We start from the raw sequence: 17,663 nt of genomic DNA, 5'->3' as shown, positions 1-17,663 counted from the left end.
CCCCTTAGCCCTCGCCGCCGTCTTCGCCGTCGTCTTCGGCGTCGTCGAGCCGGCGGAATTCCACCTGCACCCGTCCTCGGGTCAGGTCCTCATAGTCGATGCGGCGCGGTGCGCCGTCGACGTCCAGCTCCACGCCGGTCTCGTCGGTGGCGACGATCCGGCCCTCCACGGCGGTGCCGTCCCGCAGGTCGGCCTTGACCAGCCTCTTCACCGCGCGGCGCCAGTGACGCGGCTCGGTGAGGGGGCGGTCGACTCCTGGAGAGGAGACCTCCAGCACGTACGGGGTGGTTCCCATCGCCTCGTCGGCGTCCAGTGTCTCGGAGACGACGTGGCTGATCTCCGCGACGTCGTCGAGGCTCACGCCGCCGTCACGGTCGACCACGACACGCAGCAGCCGCCGCTTGCCCGCGGGGGTGACCGTGACGTCCTCCAAGTCGAGCCCTCCGGCTCCGACGACAGGTTCCAGAAGCTTCATCAGGCGGTCGCGGGATGTGGCGCTGCCCATGCCGACCTCCCATTGTCACGATCTCAGCCGGGCGGACCTCGCCCATGCGATTAACCAGCCTATCCACACCAGGGCGTAGAAACAGCGCCACTCGGTGTGGCGGAGCCGCCCGAGAAGCGAGGTGAGTGCCATTATTCCAAGCCCGTACGATGCTAAGTGCGTCAGCTGCCCGATACAGAACCGGAGGTCGTCGTGCGTTCCGTCTCCCGGCGCGCCCTGCTGAGGGGCGGCGCTCTCGGGGTGGCAGCCGTGACGGTCACGGGGTGCGCCACCCAGGAGCCGGTGCCGCCCGTGGCCGCGCCGCCCGACCCCGAGACGCTGCTCCTGCGCGAGCTGATCGCAGGCAAGGAGCGGACCGTGGCGCTGTACGCCTCGGCCGCCTCGCCCCGGCTGGAGCCCTTCAGACAGCGGCACGAGGCCCATCTCGCCGAGCTCCGCCGCCGCCTCCCGCCCGCTCCGGCGTCCACGGTCGCGCCCCCCTCTCCTTCGCCCACGCCGTCCCCGTCAGGTGGCCCGGCTCGGAGCACGTCGGTGCGGGCCCTGCGCGACCTGGAACGCAAGGCCGCGGCGCTGCGCACCCGTCAGATCGAAGGGGTCTCACCCCCGCTCGCCCAGTTGCTCGCGTCCATCGGCGCCTGCGAGGCCGCGCACGCCCTCGCCCTGTCGAGGTCGCTGTGAGAGGCGCGCGGGGGTCCGCAGGGGCCGATCAAGGGCTCGGCACGGCGCTGGCGGCCGAGCACGCCGCCGTGTACGCGTACGGGATCCTCGGGGCCAGGACCACGGGCAGACTGCGGGCGGCGATGACGACGGCCTACAACGCCCATCGCGCCCGCCGCGACCAGCTCCGTACGATGATCATCACCGCCGGTGGCACGCCCGCCGAGCCGAAAGCGGTGTACGAGCTTCCGATCACGCCCTCCAGCCCGGCCCAGGCGGTGGAGCTGGCCGTGCTGGTCGAGCGGGGGGTGACCGGCGCCTATCTGGAGCTGGCCGCGACCACCGACACCACACTGCGCAAGATGGCCGCTCTGGTCATGCAGGAGTGCGTCACCCGCTCCTACAGCCTGCGGCCCGAGATCGACGCCTTTCCCGGCATGCCGCCCAGGACCGCGCCGCCGAGCCCGGAGCCCACTGCCACCCCGGCCACGTCCCAGTGACCTTTCCCTCCGCATTTCACGGGTGACCGCCTTCCGGCAGAACGGACTGGTCAACGCGGGAATCGATCTCCAATAGAGGTCTCCGGGGTCGCGAGTCGCGAATCAAACCCGCTTTCGACCACGTTTGCACCGCGGTTACCGGGTAGTTGGATCTCGCTGAATACGCCTAAGGAGGAAGTAATGGGCTGGGGATACCGGAAATCCATGAAGTTCGGTCCGTTCCGTCTTAACCTTTCGCGGAGTGGAGTGGGCCACAGCTGGGGAAACCGCGCCTTCAGGGTCACCAGAACGGCCGATGGGCGCCGCACGCTGAGCATCAATCTTCCCGGTGGCTTCCACTGGCGCAAGACCGTCAGCAGCAGCCGTCGCTGATGGGCATCACTCCGGAACCCTTCGCGGACGCCGCTCGTTCTCACGAGACGACACGGCGTTTCCGCGAGTCCGGGGAGAAGACGATGGGCTGGGGATACAGGAAGTCAATCAAAGTCGGTCCTTTCAGGATCGACCTGTCTCCGCGCGGGGTCGGCCACAGTTTCGGCGGTCGCGGATTTCACGTCACCAGAACTCCCGACGGCCGCAAATACGTGACCGTCAACCTGCCCGGCGGGTTTCACGTGGGTAAGGCGATCGGCCGTAGCTCCCGGCGTCAACACCACCACTACTGACGCGCGGCCACGCACTCGAAAAAGCGGCCCGCCCCTTCGAAGGGGCGGGCCGCTCTCACGTGTTCTGGGGTCATCCTCCGCGGGGCCGTTCCACGCGTTCGGAATCACCCCCGATGGGCCGTTCTCAGCCCTGGCAGGCCGCCACGACGCGGTCGACGGCCTCGGCGAGCGGGATCTCCTCCTTGGCGCCGGTGACGCGGTCGCGCAGCTCCGCGACCCCCTGGGTGAGACCTCGGCCGACGATCAGGATCGTCGGCATGCCGAGCAGCTCGGCGTCCTTGAACTTCACACCCGGAGAGACGCCCGCGCGGTCGTCCACCAGGACGCGCAGCCCGCGGGCCTCCAGCTCTTCGGCGAGGCGGGTGGCGGCCTCTATCTGGCCGTCCTTGCCGGTGCCCACGACATGGACGTCGGCGGGGGCGATCTCACGGGGCCAGATCAGGCCGAGCTCGTCGTGCCTCTGCTCGGCCAGCACCGCCACGGCCCGGGAGACGCCGATGCCGTAGGAGCCCATGGTGACGCGAATGGGCTTGCCGTCGGGGCCGAGTGCGTCGAGCTTCGCGGCGTCGGCGTACTTGCGGCCGAGCTGGAAGATGTGGCCGATCTCGATGCCGCGGTCGATGGACAGGCCGGAGCCGCAGACCGGGCAGGCGTCGCCCGCGCGGACCTCCGCGGCCTCGATGGTGCCGTCGGCGACGAAGTCACGGCCGGCGACGACGTCCACGGCGTGCTTGCCCGGCTCGTTCGCGCCGGTCACCCAGGCGGTGCCGTCGACCACGCGGGGGTCGACGAGGTAGCGGATGCCGAGGTCCCTGAGGACCTGGGGGCCGATGTAGCCGCGGACCAGGCCGGGGTGCCTGGCGAAGTCCTCGGCCTCGAAGATCGCGGGCTCGCCGGGGGCGAGGGATGCCTCCAGCCGCTTGAAGTCGACCTCGCGGTCTCCGGGCACGCCGATGATCAGGGTCTCGGTCTTGCCGGTGCCGGGAACCGTCACCTTGACCACGATGTTCTTGAGCGTCTGGGCCGCGGTGATGTCGAGGCCGTGGTGCTCGTTGACGTGGCCGACCAGTGACTCGATGGTCGGGGTGTCGGGGGTGTCGAGCACCCGCATCGCGGGCCGCTCACCGGTGATCGCGGCCGGCGCGGGGGTGACGACGGCCTCCGCGTTGGCCGCGTAGCCGCAGTTGTGGCAGGCGACGAAGGTGTCCTCACCGGTGGCAGCGGGAGCGAGGAACTCCTCGGAGGCCGACCCGCCCATCGCTCCCGAGGTGGCGAAGCAGATCTTGTAGGCGATGCCGAGGCGGTCGAAGGTCTTGATGTAGGTCTCGCGGTGGCGCTCGTAGGAACGCTTGAGGCCGTCGTCGTCGAGGTCGAAGGAGTAGGAGTCCTTCATGACGAACTCGCGCCCGCGCAGGATGCCGGCCCGGGGACGGGCCTCGTCGCGATATTTGGTCTGGATCTGGTAGAGGGTCACCGGATAGTCCTTGTAGGAGGAGTACTCCCCCTTGACCATGTCGGTGAACATCTCCTCGTGGGTGGGCCCGAGGAGATAGTCGGCCCCCTTGCGGTCCTTGAGGCGGAAGAGCGTGTCGCCGTACTCGGTCCAGCGGCCGGTCGCCTCGTAGTATTCGCGGGGCAGCAGGGCGGGGAAGAGCACCTCCTGGCCGCCCATGCGGTCCATCTCCTCGCGCACGACGCGCGTGACGTTCTCCAGGACCGCCTTGCCGAGCGGCAGCCAGGAATAGACGCCGGGCGCGACGCGGCGGACGTAACCGGCGCGGACGAGCAGCTTGTGGCTCGGGACTTCCGCGTCTGCCGGGTCGTCCCTCAGCGTTCGAAGAAACAGCGACGACATGCGCAGCAGCACGGCTACTCCTAGCTAGCGAGGTTTGATGCCCTACAGGCTATCGAGTCTCGCAAGCCGATTGTCTGCGGTCGGCGGCTTCCGAACCCTCACCGCGCCCCTCAGAGCCCGGTGAGGAAAACGAAGTACGAGGCCCCGAGGACCAGTGCGATCAGCGCGGAGCAGACATGGTCGCGTCCGCGCCCCAGCGAGCCCAGCATCCCCACCGCGATCGCGGCCACCGCCGCGACGCCCCACGGCCAGAAACCGGAGACGTACTCGGGCCCACCGGGCATCGTCTTGTCGATCCCGTCGAGCAGCGCCAGCCCGGCCGCGCCGCCGGCCGCGGTGGTCCCCCAGCGGTCGCGGCGTTTGGCGAGGTAGGAGAGGACGCCGATCGCGACGAGGTTCGTGATCATGAGGTTTATCGAGGTGCCGTCGTCGCCGAGGCTCATGCTCCAGGCACTCGACTCGAAGATCGCGGCGACGAGCAGCGAGAGTATCGGCCCGAACGTGGCCAGCACGCTGGAGAGCACCGCCCAGCCGAAGCCGGTCGCGGTCCGCCCCACGACGACGACGAGGAGAAGGTAGGCGTACGGGTTGTAAAGCGCGTACAGCAGATCGGGCCCGTATGCCGCCAGCGCTCCGATGCCCCCGAGCAACATTCCCACGAAGAGCGAGAGGAGCATGTGCCGAAGGATGGCGCGGTCCCGGCGGTCTCCCGCGGCGAAGTCAAGCGTGTAATTGCGTTCCACCAAAGCCACTGATCCCCCGATCACATTTGCTAGTGGCCATCGGCAGTGTATCTGACCTGCGACAACATCTCGAATATATCAAATTCGCAAAGCAAGCGAGCACTTGGCCAAACTGCTGCCTCCCGGCTTTCCTTGAGCATTTGATTAATCTTTCACGGAGCTCCGCCGGAGCCTCGCGACGCCGCCTGCGCCTTTCTCCCCCGGCATTCCGGCCTCCGGACCCCCGGACCGGTTCACCGTCGGGTGGGCGGGGGGCCACGTGGGAGAACACGGGAACACGTCCCTGACGCTCCCGTGAAGGATCTTCCGGCGACGACGGGAGGCGGAACCCGGCATCGGATGACATCTTGATCACCACATCCGCCGTTCACCGAAGAAAAGCTCGATCATGTCAGCGCGTGAGTCTGGCAGTCGCCCCCCTCGGTGATACAGAATCGAGCAGGGCGTCGCGTTCATGACATCCAACGCCGAGGAGGCGATATGTCACTGCGAGTCGCGATCGTGGGGTCAGGACCCGCCGGGATCTACACCGCCGAGGCTCTGACGAAACAGGCCACCGTGCCTCTCAGGGTGGACGTGCTGGAACGGCTGCCGACGCCGTACGGGCTGGTGCGGTACGGGGTGGCTCCCGACCACACCTCGATCAAGTCGATAGCCGGCTACCTGCGCGGCGTGCTGGAGCTTCCCGAGGTGCGGTTCCTCGGTGGCGTCGAGCTGGGCAAGGATGTCGACGTCGCCGACCTGCTCGACTGCTACGACGCCGTGGTCTACTGCACCGGCGCGATGGTGGACCGGCGGATGGGCATTCCCGGCGAGGACCTGCCGGGCAGCGTGGCCGCCACCGACTTCGTCAACTGGTACTGCGGTCACCCCGACATGCCCGCCGACCGTTTCGTCCTCGACAGCCCCGAGGTCGCGGTGATCGGCGTGGGCAACGTGGCGGTCGACGTGGTGCGCGTCCTGGCCAAGACCGCAGAAGAGCTGCGCGCCACGGACGTGCCGGAGGAGGTGCTGACCCGGCTCGCCGCCAGCGAGGTGAAGACCGTCCACATGATCGGGCGCCGGGGACCCGAGCACGCCAAGTTCACGTTGAAGGAGCTCAGGGAGCTGGGCGAGCTGGCCAACGCGGACGTGCGCGTACGGCCCGAGGAGTGCGTGGCGGACGTCACGGCGGCCTCCCGGCAGGTCCGGGGGAACGTCGAGGTTCTGCGGAGCTGGGCGACCCGCCCCTCCAGGGGCCTCCCCCGGCGGCTGGACGTGCGGTTCTGGATGCGCCCGGTGGAGATCCTCGGCGAAGGGCGGGTGGAGGCGCTCAGGCTGGAGCGCACCCGGCTGGAGGACGGCAGGGTCGTCGGCACCGGCGAGTTCGAGACCCTCCCGGTCGGCATGGTGCTGCGCTCGGTCGGCTACCAGAGCGTGCCGCTGCCCGGCGTTCCCTTCTCGGAGACCAGCATGACCGTGCCGAACGAGGCCGGCCGGGTCCGCGACCGCGAATACGTCGCGGGCTGGCTCAAGCGGGGTCCCACCGGTGTGATCGGCACCAACAAGTCCGACGCCGCGGAGACGGTCCGCACCCTCCTCGCCGACCTCGCCGACCTCGATCCTGTACCTCGCGCGGACCCGGACGAGCTTCTCGCCTCCCGGGGCGTCTCGCCGATCACCTACGAGCACTGGCTCGCCATCGAGGCGGCCGAGGCGGCTCTGGCCAGGTCCCTCGACCGAGGAGATCGGGTGAAGCTCCTCGGTCTCGCCGCCATGCTCACCGCCTGCGATCGGGAGCTACGGTCGGGAAGCGACCTGGAGGCCGACCGAACCGGCCAGGCAGGCTGAACCGGCAACCGGCCGGGCAGGCTCTACCGGCCGATGGCCGGGGATGGCCGGGGATCGGGGCGCTTCCGCGCCCGCGCGCCCCGGCCGAATCGGCATGCCCACCCCGAACCGGCCCCCGCGCGAACCAGCACGTCCAGGAGGAGCACCAGCATGCGCGTCACGCTCGCCGACCCGTCCGCCCTGATCCCGGGTTTCGAGCAGACCCATCGTGAGCAGGCCGCGCTGTACCCGTACCGACCGGTCGAGTGGCAGCCCGTGCACACGGTCTACGTCCCCGCCGACCGGTTCGACGCCGCGACGACGCGGAAGTGGGGGGACACGGCGCTGGAGCTGTTCCGGCGGCACCTGCCGGAAGGCGACCTCGCCGCGATCCTCGACACGACCCCCGGCGTTTTTCTCGATGCTCCCCTCGGTGCGCCCTTCGGCGCGGGCGAGGACGTCGCCGGAGCCGTGCACCGGATGGTGGCCGCCAAGCTCACCGGGGAGCCCGTCGAGGACCTGCGGATCGACTTCGAGGACGGCTACGGAACGCACCCCGCGGAGGAGGACGGCCACGCCTCCTCCGCCGCCAGGGCGATCGCGGCCATGCACGCGTCCGGGACGCTCCCCCGCCGCTGGGGGCTGCGGGTGAAGTCCTTCGCCGACGGCGACCCGGTCCGCGCCGTCAGGACCCTGGACGGTTTCCTCACCGGCGTGCTCGATCGGGCCGGGCACCTGCCCGAGGGCTTCGTCGTCACCTTCCCGAAGGTGCTGATGAGGGACTACCTGTACCAGTTCGCCGACTGCCTCGACGCGCTGGAGGACGGACTGGGTCTCGGCCGGGGCGCGCTGAGGTTCGAGATCCAGGTGGAGGCGCCGCAGACGGTGTTGTTCCTCGACGCGGGCCTGGTGACCTCCCTGCGGGGCAGGCTGGCCGCGGCCCACTTCGGCGTCTTCGACTACACGGCGAGCTGCGCCCTTCCCCCGCACGAGCAGCGGCTGGACCACCCCGCCTGTGACCACGCCAGGCACGTCATGCAGACCGTCTTCGCCGGGACCGGGGTGGAGCTGTCCGACGGTTCGCTGGCCGCCTCCCCCGCCTCGGACGGCGGGAGTGAGGTGCGGGCCCTGTGGCGGCGGCACGCGGAGCTCGTCGGGCACTCCCTGAGACACGGCTTCTACCAGGGCTGGGACATGCACCCGTCACACCTGGTCAGCCGGTACGCGGCGGTCTACGCCTTCCACCTGTCCCGGTACGGGGAGTACGCCCACCGGGTGCGCGCCTGGGAGGAGCGGCGCGACGCCGGTGAGGGCGTGATGGACGAGCCCGCCACGGTCAAGACCATGGCCGCCGCTCTCCGCCGCGCCGACCTGGCACTGGGCGACGGCCTCGCGAAGCCACCGGCCTGACCCCGGTCACCTCCCGGACCCGGTTCCGGACACGGGTTCCGGACACGGGTTCCGCCGAGCGACGCCCGAGCCGAGTGGTACGGCGGGGATCCCGCCACCTCGCGGCCGATCACCGCGCCCCGAAGGCCTCGTCGGGACCCGACACGGCCCGACGAGGCTCAGTTGGGCTCAGTCGATCAGGGTGCGCCACTCGCGGACCCGGTGGGCGTCGACCGGGTCCGACCAGGACGCCCGCACGGCGCTGCCGACGTGGAAGGCCCGCACGCCGTACTCCATCAGCGCTCCGACGTGGCAGGGCCGCAACCCGCCGCCGGCCATGATCAGCGGGCCGTCGCCGGCCTCGCACCGGGTCTTGAGCACCGGCAGCCCGTCCGCCACGCCACCGGGCGCGCCTGAGGTGAGCACGGTGGCGAGGTTGGGCAGGAGGCGGACGGCGCGCCAGCTCGCCTGGATGTCGGCCGCGTGGTCCACCGCCCGGTGGAAGGTCCAGGGCAGCGGCGCGACCGCATGGATGAGCGTCTCGGTGGCGGCCAGGTCGACCGCTCCCGCCTCGTCGAGGAAACCGAACACGAACCCGGCCGCGCCCGCGTCGGCGAGGGCCCTGGCAGCGCGGCTCAGGGCCTTCAGCGACTCGGGCGTGGCCAGGAACGACGCCTCTCCGCGCAGCATCACCATCTGCGGAAGCGCGCACTTCCTGGAGATCGCCGCGACCGTCTCCACCGCCGGGGTGAGCCCGTCGGAGGTCATGTCGGCGACGACCTCCAGGCGATCGGCGCCGCCCGCTTCCGCGGCGACGGCGTCACGCACATCGAGCGTGATCACCTCAAGTAAGGATCCGGTCATGAATGGAGGTTATCGGATGGTTTTGTCCTGGGATCGCCGTGGTTCAGACATGCTCGGAGACGAACGCTCCGCGCCGGTCCGAGAAGGGCAGCACGAGGCCGGACGCGCGAGCGCGCAGGCCCCCCGGCCGCTGGAACAGGGCGCCGGAGGCGCGGTGCGGCAGGTCGACCGTGCGGAGATGCGCGAAACGCTGTCCCCGATAGTAGTCCTGCAACCTTGGGTTGTCCTTGGAGCAGTCAAGCCTGAGCCATCTTTTCCCCAAGGCCAGGGCCCGCAGGCCCGCCCAGTCAAGGAGCGCCTCTCCCAGGCCCGTACCGGCGTGGTCGCGCGCCACGGCCAGCTTGTGGACATAGAGCGCTGAGGAGGGCTCGTCGTCCCGGCTCCAGAACTCGGGGTCGGCGTGACCGTCCAGGGCGAGGGTTGCGACGGGTCCGCCCTCCCGGACCCGTCCGTCGTCGGCGTCCAGGTCGGGCTGCTCCTCCCCGGCCTGCCTTTCCAGCAGGTACAGGACCCCCTCGCCGATCAGCGGGGTGATGCGCCCGGCGGGGAAGCCGTCCGCGGGCCACTGCCGCACGCCGCGGCCGTTCAGCCATCCGGCGGTCTCGGCGAGGAGCGCAAGCACTCCTTCGAGGTCACCGTCCGTGGCCCTGCGCAGCGTGAACGGGCGCGTGGCGGTGGGACTGGCGGTGTTCGAGTGCATGGTTCATCCCTTCGTTGCGTTTGGTGCGTGAAATGACACGGAGCGTGACCATGGGATGGCGCACGGCAGCCATGCCGGGCTAGGCGGATGCCTAGGGGTCTGGGGTGAGCGGCGAGACCGCGATGGGGAGAGGCGGCGCGGAGAGGCCCGCCAGGACGAGAGGCGCGGGCAGGCGCGGAGAGCGGCGTCTAGCCACCCGGCGGGCGCGGCCCTGTGCTCGCCCGCGGCGCGGGCGGAACGGCGGCCGGCCCGTCAGGGCGGTCACGGAGACGTCAACGGCTTTCCAGCTCGTACCGGATCAGGTGCTTGTCCGCGGGCAGCACGGAGACCGCCACGCGCACGGGGGTGTCGTCCTCGTCGTAGCCGACCCGGATGTAGACGACGACCGGCGTGCCGAGCTGGAGCTGGAGCCGCTCGCTCTCGGCGCTGTTGGGCATCCGCGCCCAGATGTCGTCCACCACCCGCACCTGACGGTGGCCGAGTTCCTCCAGGACCTTGTTCGCCCCGCGCTTGATGTCACCGGGACGGGTGATCTCGGAGTCCGCGACCAGGGCGAGGGGGAAGTAGGAGTCGTTGGTGTTGTACGGCTGGCCGTCCACGAAGCGCAGCCTGCGGCGGACCACGGCGAGCTCCTCGTCGGAGAGCTCCAGCCTGCTGGCGATCTCCTCGGCCGGCTGCACGATCGAGACCTCGATCTCCTGACTCGGCGCGCGCCCCTCGCGGGAGACGGCCCAGGCGAAGGCCTCCATGGTCTCCTCGCGCCGCGGCTGCAGCTCGCGCTGGGGGTGCATGAGCAGCGGGCGGCGTTCCCTCACGACGGTGCCCCTGCGGGGGGTGCGGGTGACCAGGCCCTCGTTCACGAGCTCGCCGAGGGCGAGCCGTACGGTGTTGCGGCTCACCTGGTGCACGAGCATGAGTTCCGCCTCGGTCGGCAGCTGATCTCCCGGCCCGAGCGCACCGGAGTAGATGGTCCTCCGCAGGTCGGAGGCCACCTGCTGATACAGCGTTGACCGTGCCATTAAGTCCCCTTTGTGCCAACAAAACTAGACGATCTGGTTCTAGTGGGGAACAGCCCCTTGACCCAACCTCCCAAGACCCGCATCATCCAATCGTTGGTACAAATCCACCGAAAGGTCTACGAGGGGGTGGAAGCCGGTGCTGTCGGTCCGCACGAATACGCCGCACGCGCCCTGGCGTGAGCCCCGCGAGGCGACGCGTCTGCTGCGTCACGCGTTGCACCGTCAGGGATTCACCCACACCTACCAGAGCAACGGAAACGGCATGTCCGTACTCTCGGTAATGACCGATCTAACCGTTTGGTGCAAAAACGGGCTATTTGTCTGGAATGAGGACGGCGTCGAGTCGTCCCACCCGGCCGACGACCCGGCGGGAGCGGCCCGTCTCATCTCACGGCACTACCGGCGGCCCACACCCGACGACGACCTCCCGGAGGAGGCGGCGGACCCTTCGGTCCACGCCTTCGCCGCCACAGGCTCCGAGCGCGACTAGCGGACCGAGGACCCCATCCCTCGCCGGGGTCCTCCGTCGCCGCGCCGGGGGCGGAACGCGTCCTGGCGGGTCCCCCACGCCCGCCAGGGCGCGCTTCCCATCACGGGAACGCGTCCTGGCGGGAAGGGACCCGCCGGGGCGTGGCCACCCGCCTCCCCGCGAGGCGCACCTCACCGCGCTCGGCCGGACGGGAATCCCGGACGACATCCGGCGCGACGGCGCACGTCGACATCGGCTCCGGTTGAAGATTTCCGTTTAATGTGTGCAATATATTGCATGCCCATCCCGAGGGACCTGCCCGCCATCGACCGACGCCTCCTGCGTGACGACGTCTACCACCGTCTGCGCGACGCCATCGTCGACGGCAGCCTCGCGCCGGGCGAGCAGTTACGCGACGTCGAGCTGGCGACCTGGCTCGGGGTCAGCCGCACCCCTGTCCGCGAGGCGCTGCTGCGGCTCGCGGAGGCCGGGCTGGTCGTGGCCCAGCCGGGACGCTCCACGACGGTGAGCTCGCTGAACCTGCGCGACATCCGTGAGGCCCGCGACGTGGTGGCGGCGATGCACGAACTCGCCGTCCGTGAGGCGGTGGGCGATCTCACCGAAGCCGACCTCGACGCGATGCGCGAGGCCAACGACCGGTTCCGCGCGGCGATCGAGCGGGGTGACGTCGAGGCGGCCCTGCGCGCCGACGACGAACTGCACGGCATCCCCGTGCGGGTGGCCTCGAACCGGGCCCTGACCTCGGTCCTCGACCAGTTCACGCCGGTGCTGCGCCGCGCCGAGCGGCTGCGCTTCTCGTCGCTGGGCGGGCGCGCCTCCCTCACCCGGCACGACAAGCTGATCCGGTTCTGCGCCGCCGGAGACGCGGACCAGGCGGCGGCGATCGCCTTCGACACCTGGCGCACGCTGCCGGCCACCGAGGAGTGAGCATGCCCCTGTCCGATTTCCCCGCCACCGTGGAGCGAGTATGACCCTGTCCGATTTCCCCCGCCACCGGCTGACCTTCGGGCCGAGTCCCGTCCATCCGCTGCCGCGGCTCACCCGGCATCTCGGAGGGGCGGCGATCTGGGCGAAGCGCGAGGACTGCAACTCCGGGCTCGCCTACGGCGGCAACAAGACCCGCAAGCTTGAGTACATCGTCCCGGACGCGCTCGCCCAGGGCGCCGACACGCTGGTGTCGATCGGCGGATACCAGTCCAACCACACCCGCCAGGTCGCCGCCGTCGCCGCGTCGCTGGGGTTGAAGGCGGTGCTGGTGCAGGAGAACTGGGTCGACTGGCCCGATTCCGTCAACGACCGGGTCGGCAACATCATGCTGAGCCGGATCATGGGCGCCGAGGTCCGGCTCGACCCGGCCGGCTTCGGCATCGGCTTCAAGGACTCGTGGAACCGGGCGATCGAGGACGTGAAGGCTCGCGGTGGCACGCCGTACCCGATCCCGGCGGGCGCCTCCGACCACCGGCTCGGCGGGCTCGGGTTCGCGAACTGGGCGTACGAGGTGGCGGAGCAGGAACGCGAACTGGGCGTCTTCTTCGACACCGTCGTGGTCTGCGCGGTCACCGGCTCGACCCAGGCCGGCATGATCGCCGGGTTCGCCGCCCTGGAGGAGGCCGGTGGCCGGCCGCGCCGCGTGATCGGGATCGACGCGAGCGCGAAGCTTGAGGAGACCCGCGACCAGGTGGCCCGGATCGCGCGGGCCACGGCCGAGCTCATCGGCGTCGGCCGCCCCCTGAGGGAGGACGAGATCACGATCCTCGACGGGTGGGCGGGCGACCTGTACGGGATCCCCGTACGGTCGACCCTGGACGCGATCCGGCTCACCGGCGAACTGGAGGGCGTGATCATCGACCCGGTCTACGAGGGCAAGTCGATGGCCGGCCTGATCGACCTCGTCACCGGCGGGGAGATCCCCCGCGACTCCACCGTCCTGTACGCCCACCTGGGCGGCCAGCCGGCGCTGAACGCCTACAGCGGCCTGTTCACCCACACGAGCCGGGTCACCTGACACCACTCACGGCTCGCGCTCGGACGTCTCCTCGACGTCGTGGACCGCGCGGCTCAGCTGAGGCCGCCGTTGGCCTGGAGGTTCTGGCCGGTGAGCCAGCGGCCGTCGGGTCCCACCAGAAAGGCGACGACGTCCGCGATGTCCGAGGGGGCGCCGAGGCGGGAGAGCGGGGTGAGTGCGGCGATCTCGGTGAGGACCTTCTCCGGGTTGGTACCGCGCAGCAGGTCGGTGTCCGTCGCGCCCGGGGAGACCGTGTTGACGGTGATGCCCCGCCCGCCGAGCTCGCGGGCCGCGACGGCGGTCAGCTGTTCGAGCGCGCCCTTGCTCGCCGCGTAGGGGGCGATACCGGCCGCGGGGCGAACGGTGTTGAGAGTGGAGATGTTGACGATGCGGCCGCTGTCGCGCATGTGCCTCGCGGCGTACCGGATGGTGAGGAAGGCGGCCTTGGCGTTGACCGCCATGGCGCGGTCGTACAGTTTCTCGCTGGTCTCCGCGATGGAGATCGGGGTGAAGCTCAGCGCGGCGTTGTTCACCAGGATGTCGAGGCCGCCGAGGACCTGCTCCGCGGTCTCCATCAGCCACTCCGCGGCGCCGCGCCTGGCGAGGTCCACCTGGACGGCGCGGGCGCTGCCGCCCGCCTCCTTGACGATCTGCTCCACCTCGTTCGCGGACACGGCGGCGTTCGCGTAGCCGAAGACGACGTCCGCCCCGTCGCGGGCGAGGCGCTCCACGATCGCCCGGCCGATGCCCCTGGACCCCCCGGTGACCACCGCCGTCCTGCCTTCGAGCACCGCCATGCCGATCTCCGCCTCTCCCGTGAACTCCCCGACCGCGCCTTCGCGTTCGCTCCCCGTCCGTGCCCTCGGCTTCCCGCGAATCTATGATCAACCGGCGTGTTTGTCGATGCCTCTCCGTCCTCTTGGACGGCCGCGCCCGAGCTCGCGCGCCGGATGGGAACGGGGCCGGTTCTTTGGTGCGTTCCAGATCCGTAATGCTCCGGCCCTGGCGGAATTTCGGTCCCGCGACCTAATCTGCCCACCATGACCACCGATGGGCGCTCGGCGCGCATTCTCGACGTCCTCATCACCGAATTCGGTGACTCCATGAAGCGCGACCCCGCCGCCTTCCGGCGCAAGTTCCGGAAGATGGCCGCCTCGCCCTTCGCCTTCTACCGGGGCAGCGCCTGCCTGTTCTACGCGGACATGACCGGCGAGTTCACCGACGACGCCTTCCTCGACGACCAGACGCGACGCGTCTGGATCCACGGCGACCTGCACGCCGAGAACTTCGGCACCTACATGAACGCCTCGGGCGTCCTGGTGTTCAACGTCAACGACTTCGACGAGGCCTACGTCGGCCCGTACATCTGGGACCTGCGACGGTTCGCGGCCAGCGTCGCGCTCATCGGGTACGCCAAGGCGCTGTCGGACGATGTCATCGGCGAGCTGGTGACCGGGTTCACCCACTCCTATCTCTCCGAGCTGCACGGCATCTCGGAGGGCGGGGACGACGCGATCGGCTCGCTCACCCTGGAGACCACCACCGGCGTGCTGCACCGGGTGCTGCAGCACGCCCGGCTGAACACCCGGGTGGCGCTGCTGGAGCTGGAGACCACCATCGAGAACTTCGACCGCAGGTTCGCCGTCATGGACGGCCGCTATCCGGTGGACCAGGAGACTCGCGAGGCGGTGGAGGTGGCCTTCCGCGACTATCTGACGACCCTCCCCGCGGCCTCCGAGATCGAGCACACGATCAAGGACTTCGCGCTGCGTACCGGCATCGGGATCGGCTCGGCCGGGCTGCCCTCGTACAACATGCTCCTAGAGGGCCACACCCAGGCCCTGGAGAACGACGTCATCCTCTACATGAAGCAGGCCCAGGTGCCGGCCGTGGCGCGGTACATCACCGACGAGAAGGTGCACGGCTACTTCAAGCACCAGGGCCACCGCACCGCCGAGTCGCAGCGGGCCCTGCAGGCGTACGCCGACCCGTGGCTCGGCTACACCACGCTGAACGGCGTCGGCCAGATGGTCGCCGAGGTCTCCCCCTACTCCGCCGACCTGGACTGGGGCGACGTCAACGAGCCGGACGAGCTGTCCTCGGTCATCCGCGACCTGGGCCGGGCCGTGGCCAGGATGCACTCGGTGGCCGACGACGAGTCCAGTCACGACCTGGTCGACTTCTCCACCGAGGACGCGATCGTGGCCGTGATCGACGGCGACACCGACGGCTTCACCCGCGGCCTCGTCGAGTTCGCCCACACCTACGGGGCACGGGCGAGGGCCGACCACGGTCTCTTCGTCGACCTGTTCAGGAACGGCCGCCTCCCCGGTCTGTGACCTCTCCCGGTCACCGTCTCCCGCTTCTAACCTCTCACCCCTCGGCGGGCCTCGGCGTGGTGGCAGGCGACCTGGGCTTCGGCCGAGGAGGGCAGGACGGGAAGCGGCCGTGACGCGCACAGTCCGTCGACCCCCGCCTCGGCCGCCGCGCCCGAGGCGAGGACCTGGCAGCGCGGATGGAAGCGGCAGCCCGGCGGGACGCGGGTCGGGTCCGGTGGCTCGCCGCCCAGCACCACGGGCGACGGCGACTCCGGCAGCACCGACAGCAGCGCCTGGGTGTACGGGTGCGAGGGCGCGGTGAGGATCCGTTCCACGGGTCCGGCCTCGACGATCCTGCCGAGATACATCACCGCGACACGGTCGGCGATGTTCCAGGCGAGTCCCAGGTCGTGGGTGACGACCAGCGCCGACAGGCCGAACTCGTCGCGGAGGCGCAGCAGCAGGGCGAGGATCTCGCCGCGTACCGACGCGTCCAGCGAGGCCACCGGCTCGTCGGCGACCAGCACCCTGGGCTCCAGCGCGAGGGCTCCCGCGATGACGACGCGCTGGCGCTGGCCGCCGGAGAGCTCGTGCGGGTAGCGGCCGAAGAACCGCTCGGGAGGCCGCAGCCCGGCGCGCGACAGCGCGGAGGCGACCCGGTCCGCCTCCGCGGGCAGGCGGTGGATGCGCGGCCCCTCGGCCACCGCCTCGTAGACGGTGTGCCGGGGGTTGAGCGATCCCGTGGGGTCCTGGAGCACGAGTTGCACCTCGCGCCGGTGGGCCCGCAGCGCGCGTGAGGAGTAGGCCAGCGGTGCCCCGCCGTACTGGACCGACCCCGAGGCGGGCCGCTCCAGGCCGAGCAGGGTGCGGGCGAGCGTCGTCTTGCCGCAGCCGGACTCGCCGACCAGCGCGACGATCTCCCCCTCGCCCACGGCGAGGTTCACCCCGTCCACCGCGCGGGCGCGGCGCCCGCGCGAGGCGAACTCCACGCGCAGGTCCCGCGCTTCGAGCAGGGTCATCGGGCCTCCTCGGGGACGCCGTGGACGCACTCGTCGGGCGGGATCATCGAGCCTCCTCGGGAACACAGGACGTGGACGAAGAACTCCGCGTCCCGCGTTTCGATCGGAGTCATCGGGCCTCCTCGGAGACGTGGACGCACGCGGCGCTGTGCGGCACCTCGGCGCCACCCGGCCCGGTACGGCCCACCGCCCTGAGCTCGACCGGCTCCGACGCGCACGAGACGAGCGACACCGGGCAGCGGGGATGGAAGGAGCACCCCGCGGGCAGGTGGGCCGGGTCGGGCGGGTCGCCGCCCAGCCCTCTCGGCGCCATCCTGGAGGCCGGGTCACCGACGGTGGGGAACGCCTCGGCCAGCGCCCTGCCGTAGGGGTGCCTCGCGTCCAGGAAGACCTCGCGCGAGGGACCGGACTCGACCACGCGGCCCGCGTACATCACCGCCAGCCGGTCGCACGTCGCGGCGAGGACCGAGAGGTCGTGAGAGATCATGATGAGGCCGATCCCGTGTTCGGCGATGAGCGAGCGGATGAGCGAGAGCACCTGCGCCTGGATCATCACGTCCAGCGCGGTGGTCGGTTCGTCGGCGACGATCAGGCGCGGGGAGCAGGCGAGCGCCATCGCGATCATCACGCGCTGGCGCTGCCCGCCGGACAGCTCGTGCGGGTAGCCGCGAGCCCGCCAGGCGGGCAGGCCGACCTGCTCGAGCAGCTCCGCCGTCCTGCGCCGCGCCGCCGCGCCGGTCGCCATCCCGTGCACCCGCAGCGGCTCGGCGATCTGGTCACCGATCCTGCGCACCGGGTTCAGGGCGTGCTGTGCCCCCTGGAAGACCAGGGAGGCCGACGCCCACCGGACCGCGCGCAGCCGCCCCCAGCTCATCGTGAGAACATCCTCGCCGTCCAGCAGGATCTCCCCGGACACCAGCGCGTCCCTGGGCAGCAACCGCAGCAGCGACATGGCCAGCGTCGACTTGCCCGACCCCGACTCCCCCGCCACGCCGAGGGCCTCGCCCTCCGCCAGGCCGAGTGAGACCCCACGCACCGCGGGGACGTCTCCGGTCGTGCTCCGGTAGGTCACCGCCACGTCGCGCAGTTCGAGCAGGCTCACGAGACCCCCGGAGACCATCGGTC

At 70.6% G+C, this 17,663-nt stretch carries 19 protein-coding genes; 10 read left to right on the top strand and 9 right to left on the bottom strand.

Features of this window, described 5'->3' with window-relative positions; genetic code table 11:
* Nucleotides 1-4: 4 nt before the first annotated feature.
* Nucleotides 5-505 carry a ribosome maturation factor RimP gene (rimP, locus tag ACIBH4_RS35315; RefSeq protein WP_362501139.1) on the bottom strand — a complete coding sequence of 167 codons (501 nt, stop codon included), beginning with the start codon at nt 503-505 and terminating at the stop codon, nt 5-7.
* Between the two features lie 192 nt (nt 506-697).
* Here rimP and ACIBH4_RS35310 point away from each other — a divergent pair, with 192 nt between their 5' ends.
* The 4 genes from ACIBH4_RS35310 (at nt 698) to ACIBH4_RS35295 (ending at nt 2,327) form a co-directional block, all read left to right on the top strand.
* Nucleotides 698-1,183 (top strand): hypothetical protein, encoded by a 486-nt coding sequence (locus ACIBH4_RS35310; protein ID WP_362501137.1) that lies wholly within the window; start codon nt 698-700, stop codon nt 1,181-1,183.
* Nucleotides 1,180-1,662: a ferritin-like domain-containing protein gene (locus tag ACIBH4_RS35305; RefSeq protein ID WP_362763940.1), complete on the top strand. Its 483-nt coding sequence runs from the start codon at nt 1,180-1,182 to the stop codon at nt 1,660-1,662. The genes ACIBH4_RS35310 and ACIBH4_RS35305 overlap by 4 nt, the downstream gene beginning before the upstream one ends.
* Before the next feature lie 180 nt (nt 1,663-1,842).
* Nucleotides 1,843-2,034: a DUF4236 domain-containing protein gene (locus ACIBH4_RS35300; RefSeq protein WP_350944719.1), complete on the top strand. Its 192-nt coding sequence runs from the start codon at nt 1,843-1,845 to the stop codon at nt 2,032-2,034.
* Nucleotides 2,034-2,327 carry a DUF4236 domain-containing protein gene (locus ACIBH4_RS35295; RefSeq protein WP_362501133.1) on the top strand — a complete coding sequence of 98 codons (294 nt, stop codon included), beginning with the start codon at nt 2,034-2,036 and terminating at the stop codon, nt 2,325-2,327. The genes ACIBH4_RS35300 and ACIBH4_RS35295 overlap by 1 nt, the downstream gene beginning before the upstream one ends.
* Nucleotides 2,328-2,451: 124 nt before the next feature.
* Here the strand turns inward: ACIBH4_RS35295 and ACIBH4_RS35290 are convergent, their stop codons facing one another.
* Both ACIBH4_RS35290 and ACIBH4_RS35285 read right to left on the bottom strand, forming a co-directional pair.
* Nucleotides 2,452-4,194 (bottom strand): proline--tRNA ligase, encoded by a 1,743-nt coding sequence (locus tag ACIBH4_RS35290; protein WP_362763937.1) that lies wholly within the window; start codon nt 4,192-4,194, stop codon nt 2,452-2,454.
* A gap of 98 nt (nt 4,195-4,292) precedes the next feature.
* Entirely contained in the window at nt 4,293-4,925 is a 633-nt protein-coding gene (locus tag ACIBH4_RS35285; protein ID WP_362501129.1) for a hypothetical protein, read from the bottom strand.
* Between the two features lie 480 nt (nt 4,926-5,405).
* Between ACIBH4_RS35285 and ACIBH4_RS35280 the strand changes: the two genes are divergently transcribed.
* Together ACIBH4_RS35280 and ACIBH4_RS35275 are read left to right on the top strand one after the other, a co-directional pair.
* Nucleotides 5,406-6,755 (top strand): FAD-dependent oxidoreductase, encoded by a 1,350-nt coding sequence (locus ACIBH4_RS35280; RefSeq protein ID WP_362501127.1) that lies wholly within the window; start codon nt 5,406-5,408, stop codon nt 6,753-6,755.
* Nucleotides 6,756-6,905: 150 nt separating this feature from the next.
* Nucleotides 6,906-8,144 (top strand): DUF6986 family protein, encoded by a 1,239-nt coding sequence (locus tag ACIBH4_RS35275; RefSeq protein WP_362501125.1) that lies wholly within the window; start codon nt 6,906-6,908, stop codon nt 8,142-8,144.
* A 168-nt stretch (nt 8,145-8,312) separates the two neighbouring features.
* Here ACIBH4_RS35275 and ACIBH4_RS35270 read toward each other — a convergent pair whose 3' ends face one another.
* The 3 genes from ACIBH4_RS35270 to ACIBH4_RS35260 all read right to left on the bottom strand — a co-directional run bounded on the left by ACIBH4_RS35270 (nt 8,313) and on the right by ACIBH4_RS35260 (nt 10,706).
* Complete coding sequence (locus ACIBH4_RS35270) at nt 8,313-8,987, bottom strand: copper homeostasis protein CutC (RefSeq protein WP_362501123.1); 675 nt, start codon at nt 8,985-8,987, stop codon at nt 8,313-8,315.
* A 43-nt stretch (nt 8,988-9,030) separates the two neighbouring features.
* Nucleotides 9,031-9,687 carry a GNAT family N-acetyltransferase gene (locus tag ACIBH4_RS35265; RefSeq protein WP_362763934.1) on the bottom strand — a complete coding sequence of 219 codons (657 nt, stop codon included), beginning with the start codon at nt 9,685-9,687 and terminating at the stop codon, nt 9,031-9,033.
* Between the two features lie 272 nt (nt 9,688-9,959).
* Nucleotides 9,960-10,706 carry a GntR family transcriptional regulator gene (locus ACIBH4_RS35260; protein WP_362501119.1) on the bottom strand — a complete coding sequence of 249 codons (747 nt, stop codon included), beginning with the start codon at nt 10,704-10,706 and terminating at the stop codon, nt 9,960-9,962.
* A gap of 136 nt (nt 10,707-10,842) precedes the next feature.
* Between ACIBH4_RS35260 and ACIBH4_RS35255 the strand changes: the two genes are divergently transcribed.
* The 3 genes from ACIBH4_RS35255 (at nt 10,843) to ACIBH4_RS35245 (ending at nt 13,201) form a co-directional block, all read left to right on the top strand.
* Nucleotides 10,843-11,196, top strand: a complete 354-nt coding sequence (locus ACIBH4_RS35255; RefSeq protein ID WP_362763931.1) for a hypothetical protein — start codon at nt 10,843-10,845, stop codon at nt 11,194-11,196.
* A 276-nt stretch (nt 11,197-11,472) separates the two neighbouring features.
* Nucleotides 11,473-12,123, top strand: a complete 651-nt coding sequence (locus ACIBH4_RS35250) for a GntR family transcriptional regulator (RefSeq protein ID WP_362763928.1) — start codon at nt 11,473-11,475, stop codon at nt 12,121-12,123.
* Nucleotides 12,124-12,163: 40 nt separating this feature from the next.
* On the top strand, nt 12,164-13,201 hold the full coding sequence (locus ACIBH4_RS35245) for a 1-aminocyclopropane-1-carboxylate deaminase (RefSeq protein WP_362501113.1): 1,038 nt from the start codon (nt 12,164-12,166) through the stop codon (nt 13,199-13,201).
* Nucleotides 13,202-13,254: 53 nt separating this feature from the next.
* On the opposite strand, the gene ACIBH4_RS35240 is transcribed toward ACIBH4_RS35245, so the two are convergent.
* Nucleotides 13,255-13,998: an SDR family oxidoreductase gene (locus tag ACIBH4_RS35240; protein ID WP_362501111.1), complete on the bottom strand. Its 744-nt coding sequence runs from the start codon at nt 13,996-13,998 to the stop codon at nt 13,255-13,257.
* Between the two features lie 243 nt (nt 13,999-14,241).
* On the opposite strand from ACIBH4_RS35240, the gene ACIBH4_RS35235 reads away from it, so the two are divergent.
* On the top strand, nt 14,242-15,540 hold the full coding sequence (locus ACIBH4_RS35235; protein ID WP_362501109.1) for a DUF2252 domain-containing protein: 1,299 nt from the start codon (nt 14,242-14,244) through the stop codon (nt 15,538-15,540).
* A 26-nt stretch (nt 15,541-15,566) separates the two neighbouring features.
* Here the strand turns inward: ACIBH4_RS35235 and ACIBH4_RS35230 are convergent, their stop codons facing one another.
* Together ACIBH4_RS35230 and ACIBH4_RS35225 are read right to left on the bottom strand one after the other, a co-directional pair.
* The gene (locus ACIBH4_RS35230) at nt 15,567-16,538 is read right to left on the bottom strand and encodes an ABC transporter ATP-binding protein (RefSeq protein WP_362501107.1); all 972 of its coding nucleotides are present in this window, start codon (nt 16,536-16,538) and stop codon (nt 15,567-15,569) included.
* Between the two features lie 109 nt (nt 16,539-16,647).
* On the bottom strand, nt 16,648-17,658 hold the full coding sequence (locus ACIBH4_RS35225; protein WP_362501105.1) for an ABC transporter ATP-binding protein: 1,011 nt from the start codon (nt 17,656-17,658) through the stop codon (nt 16,648-16,650).
* Nucleotides 17,659-17,663: the final 5 nt, after the last annotated feature.

Origin of the sequence: Streptosporangium sp. NPDC050284, assembly GCF_044459525.1 — a bacterium.
GTDB lineage: Bacteria > Actinomycetota > Actinomycetes > Streptosporangiales > Streptosporangiaceae > Streptosporangium.
Note: the sequence above shows the minus strand (reverse complement) of the source record. Positions and strands in the feature narration are given on the sequence as shown.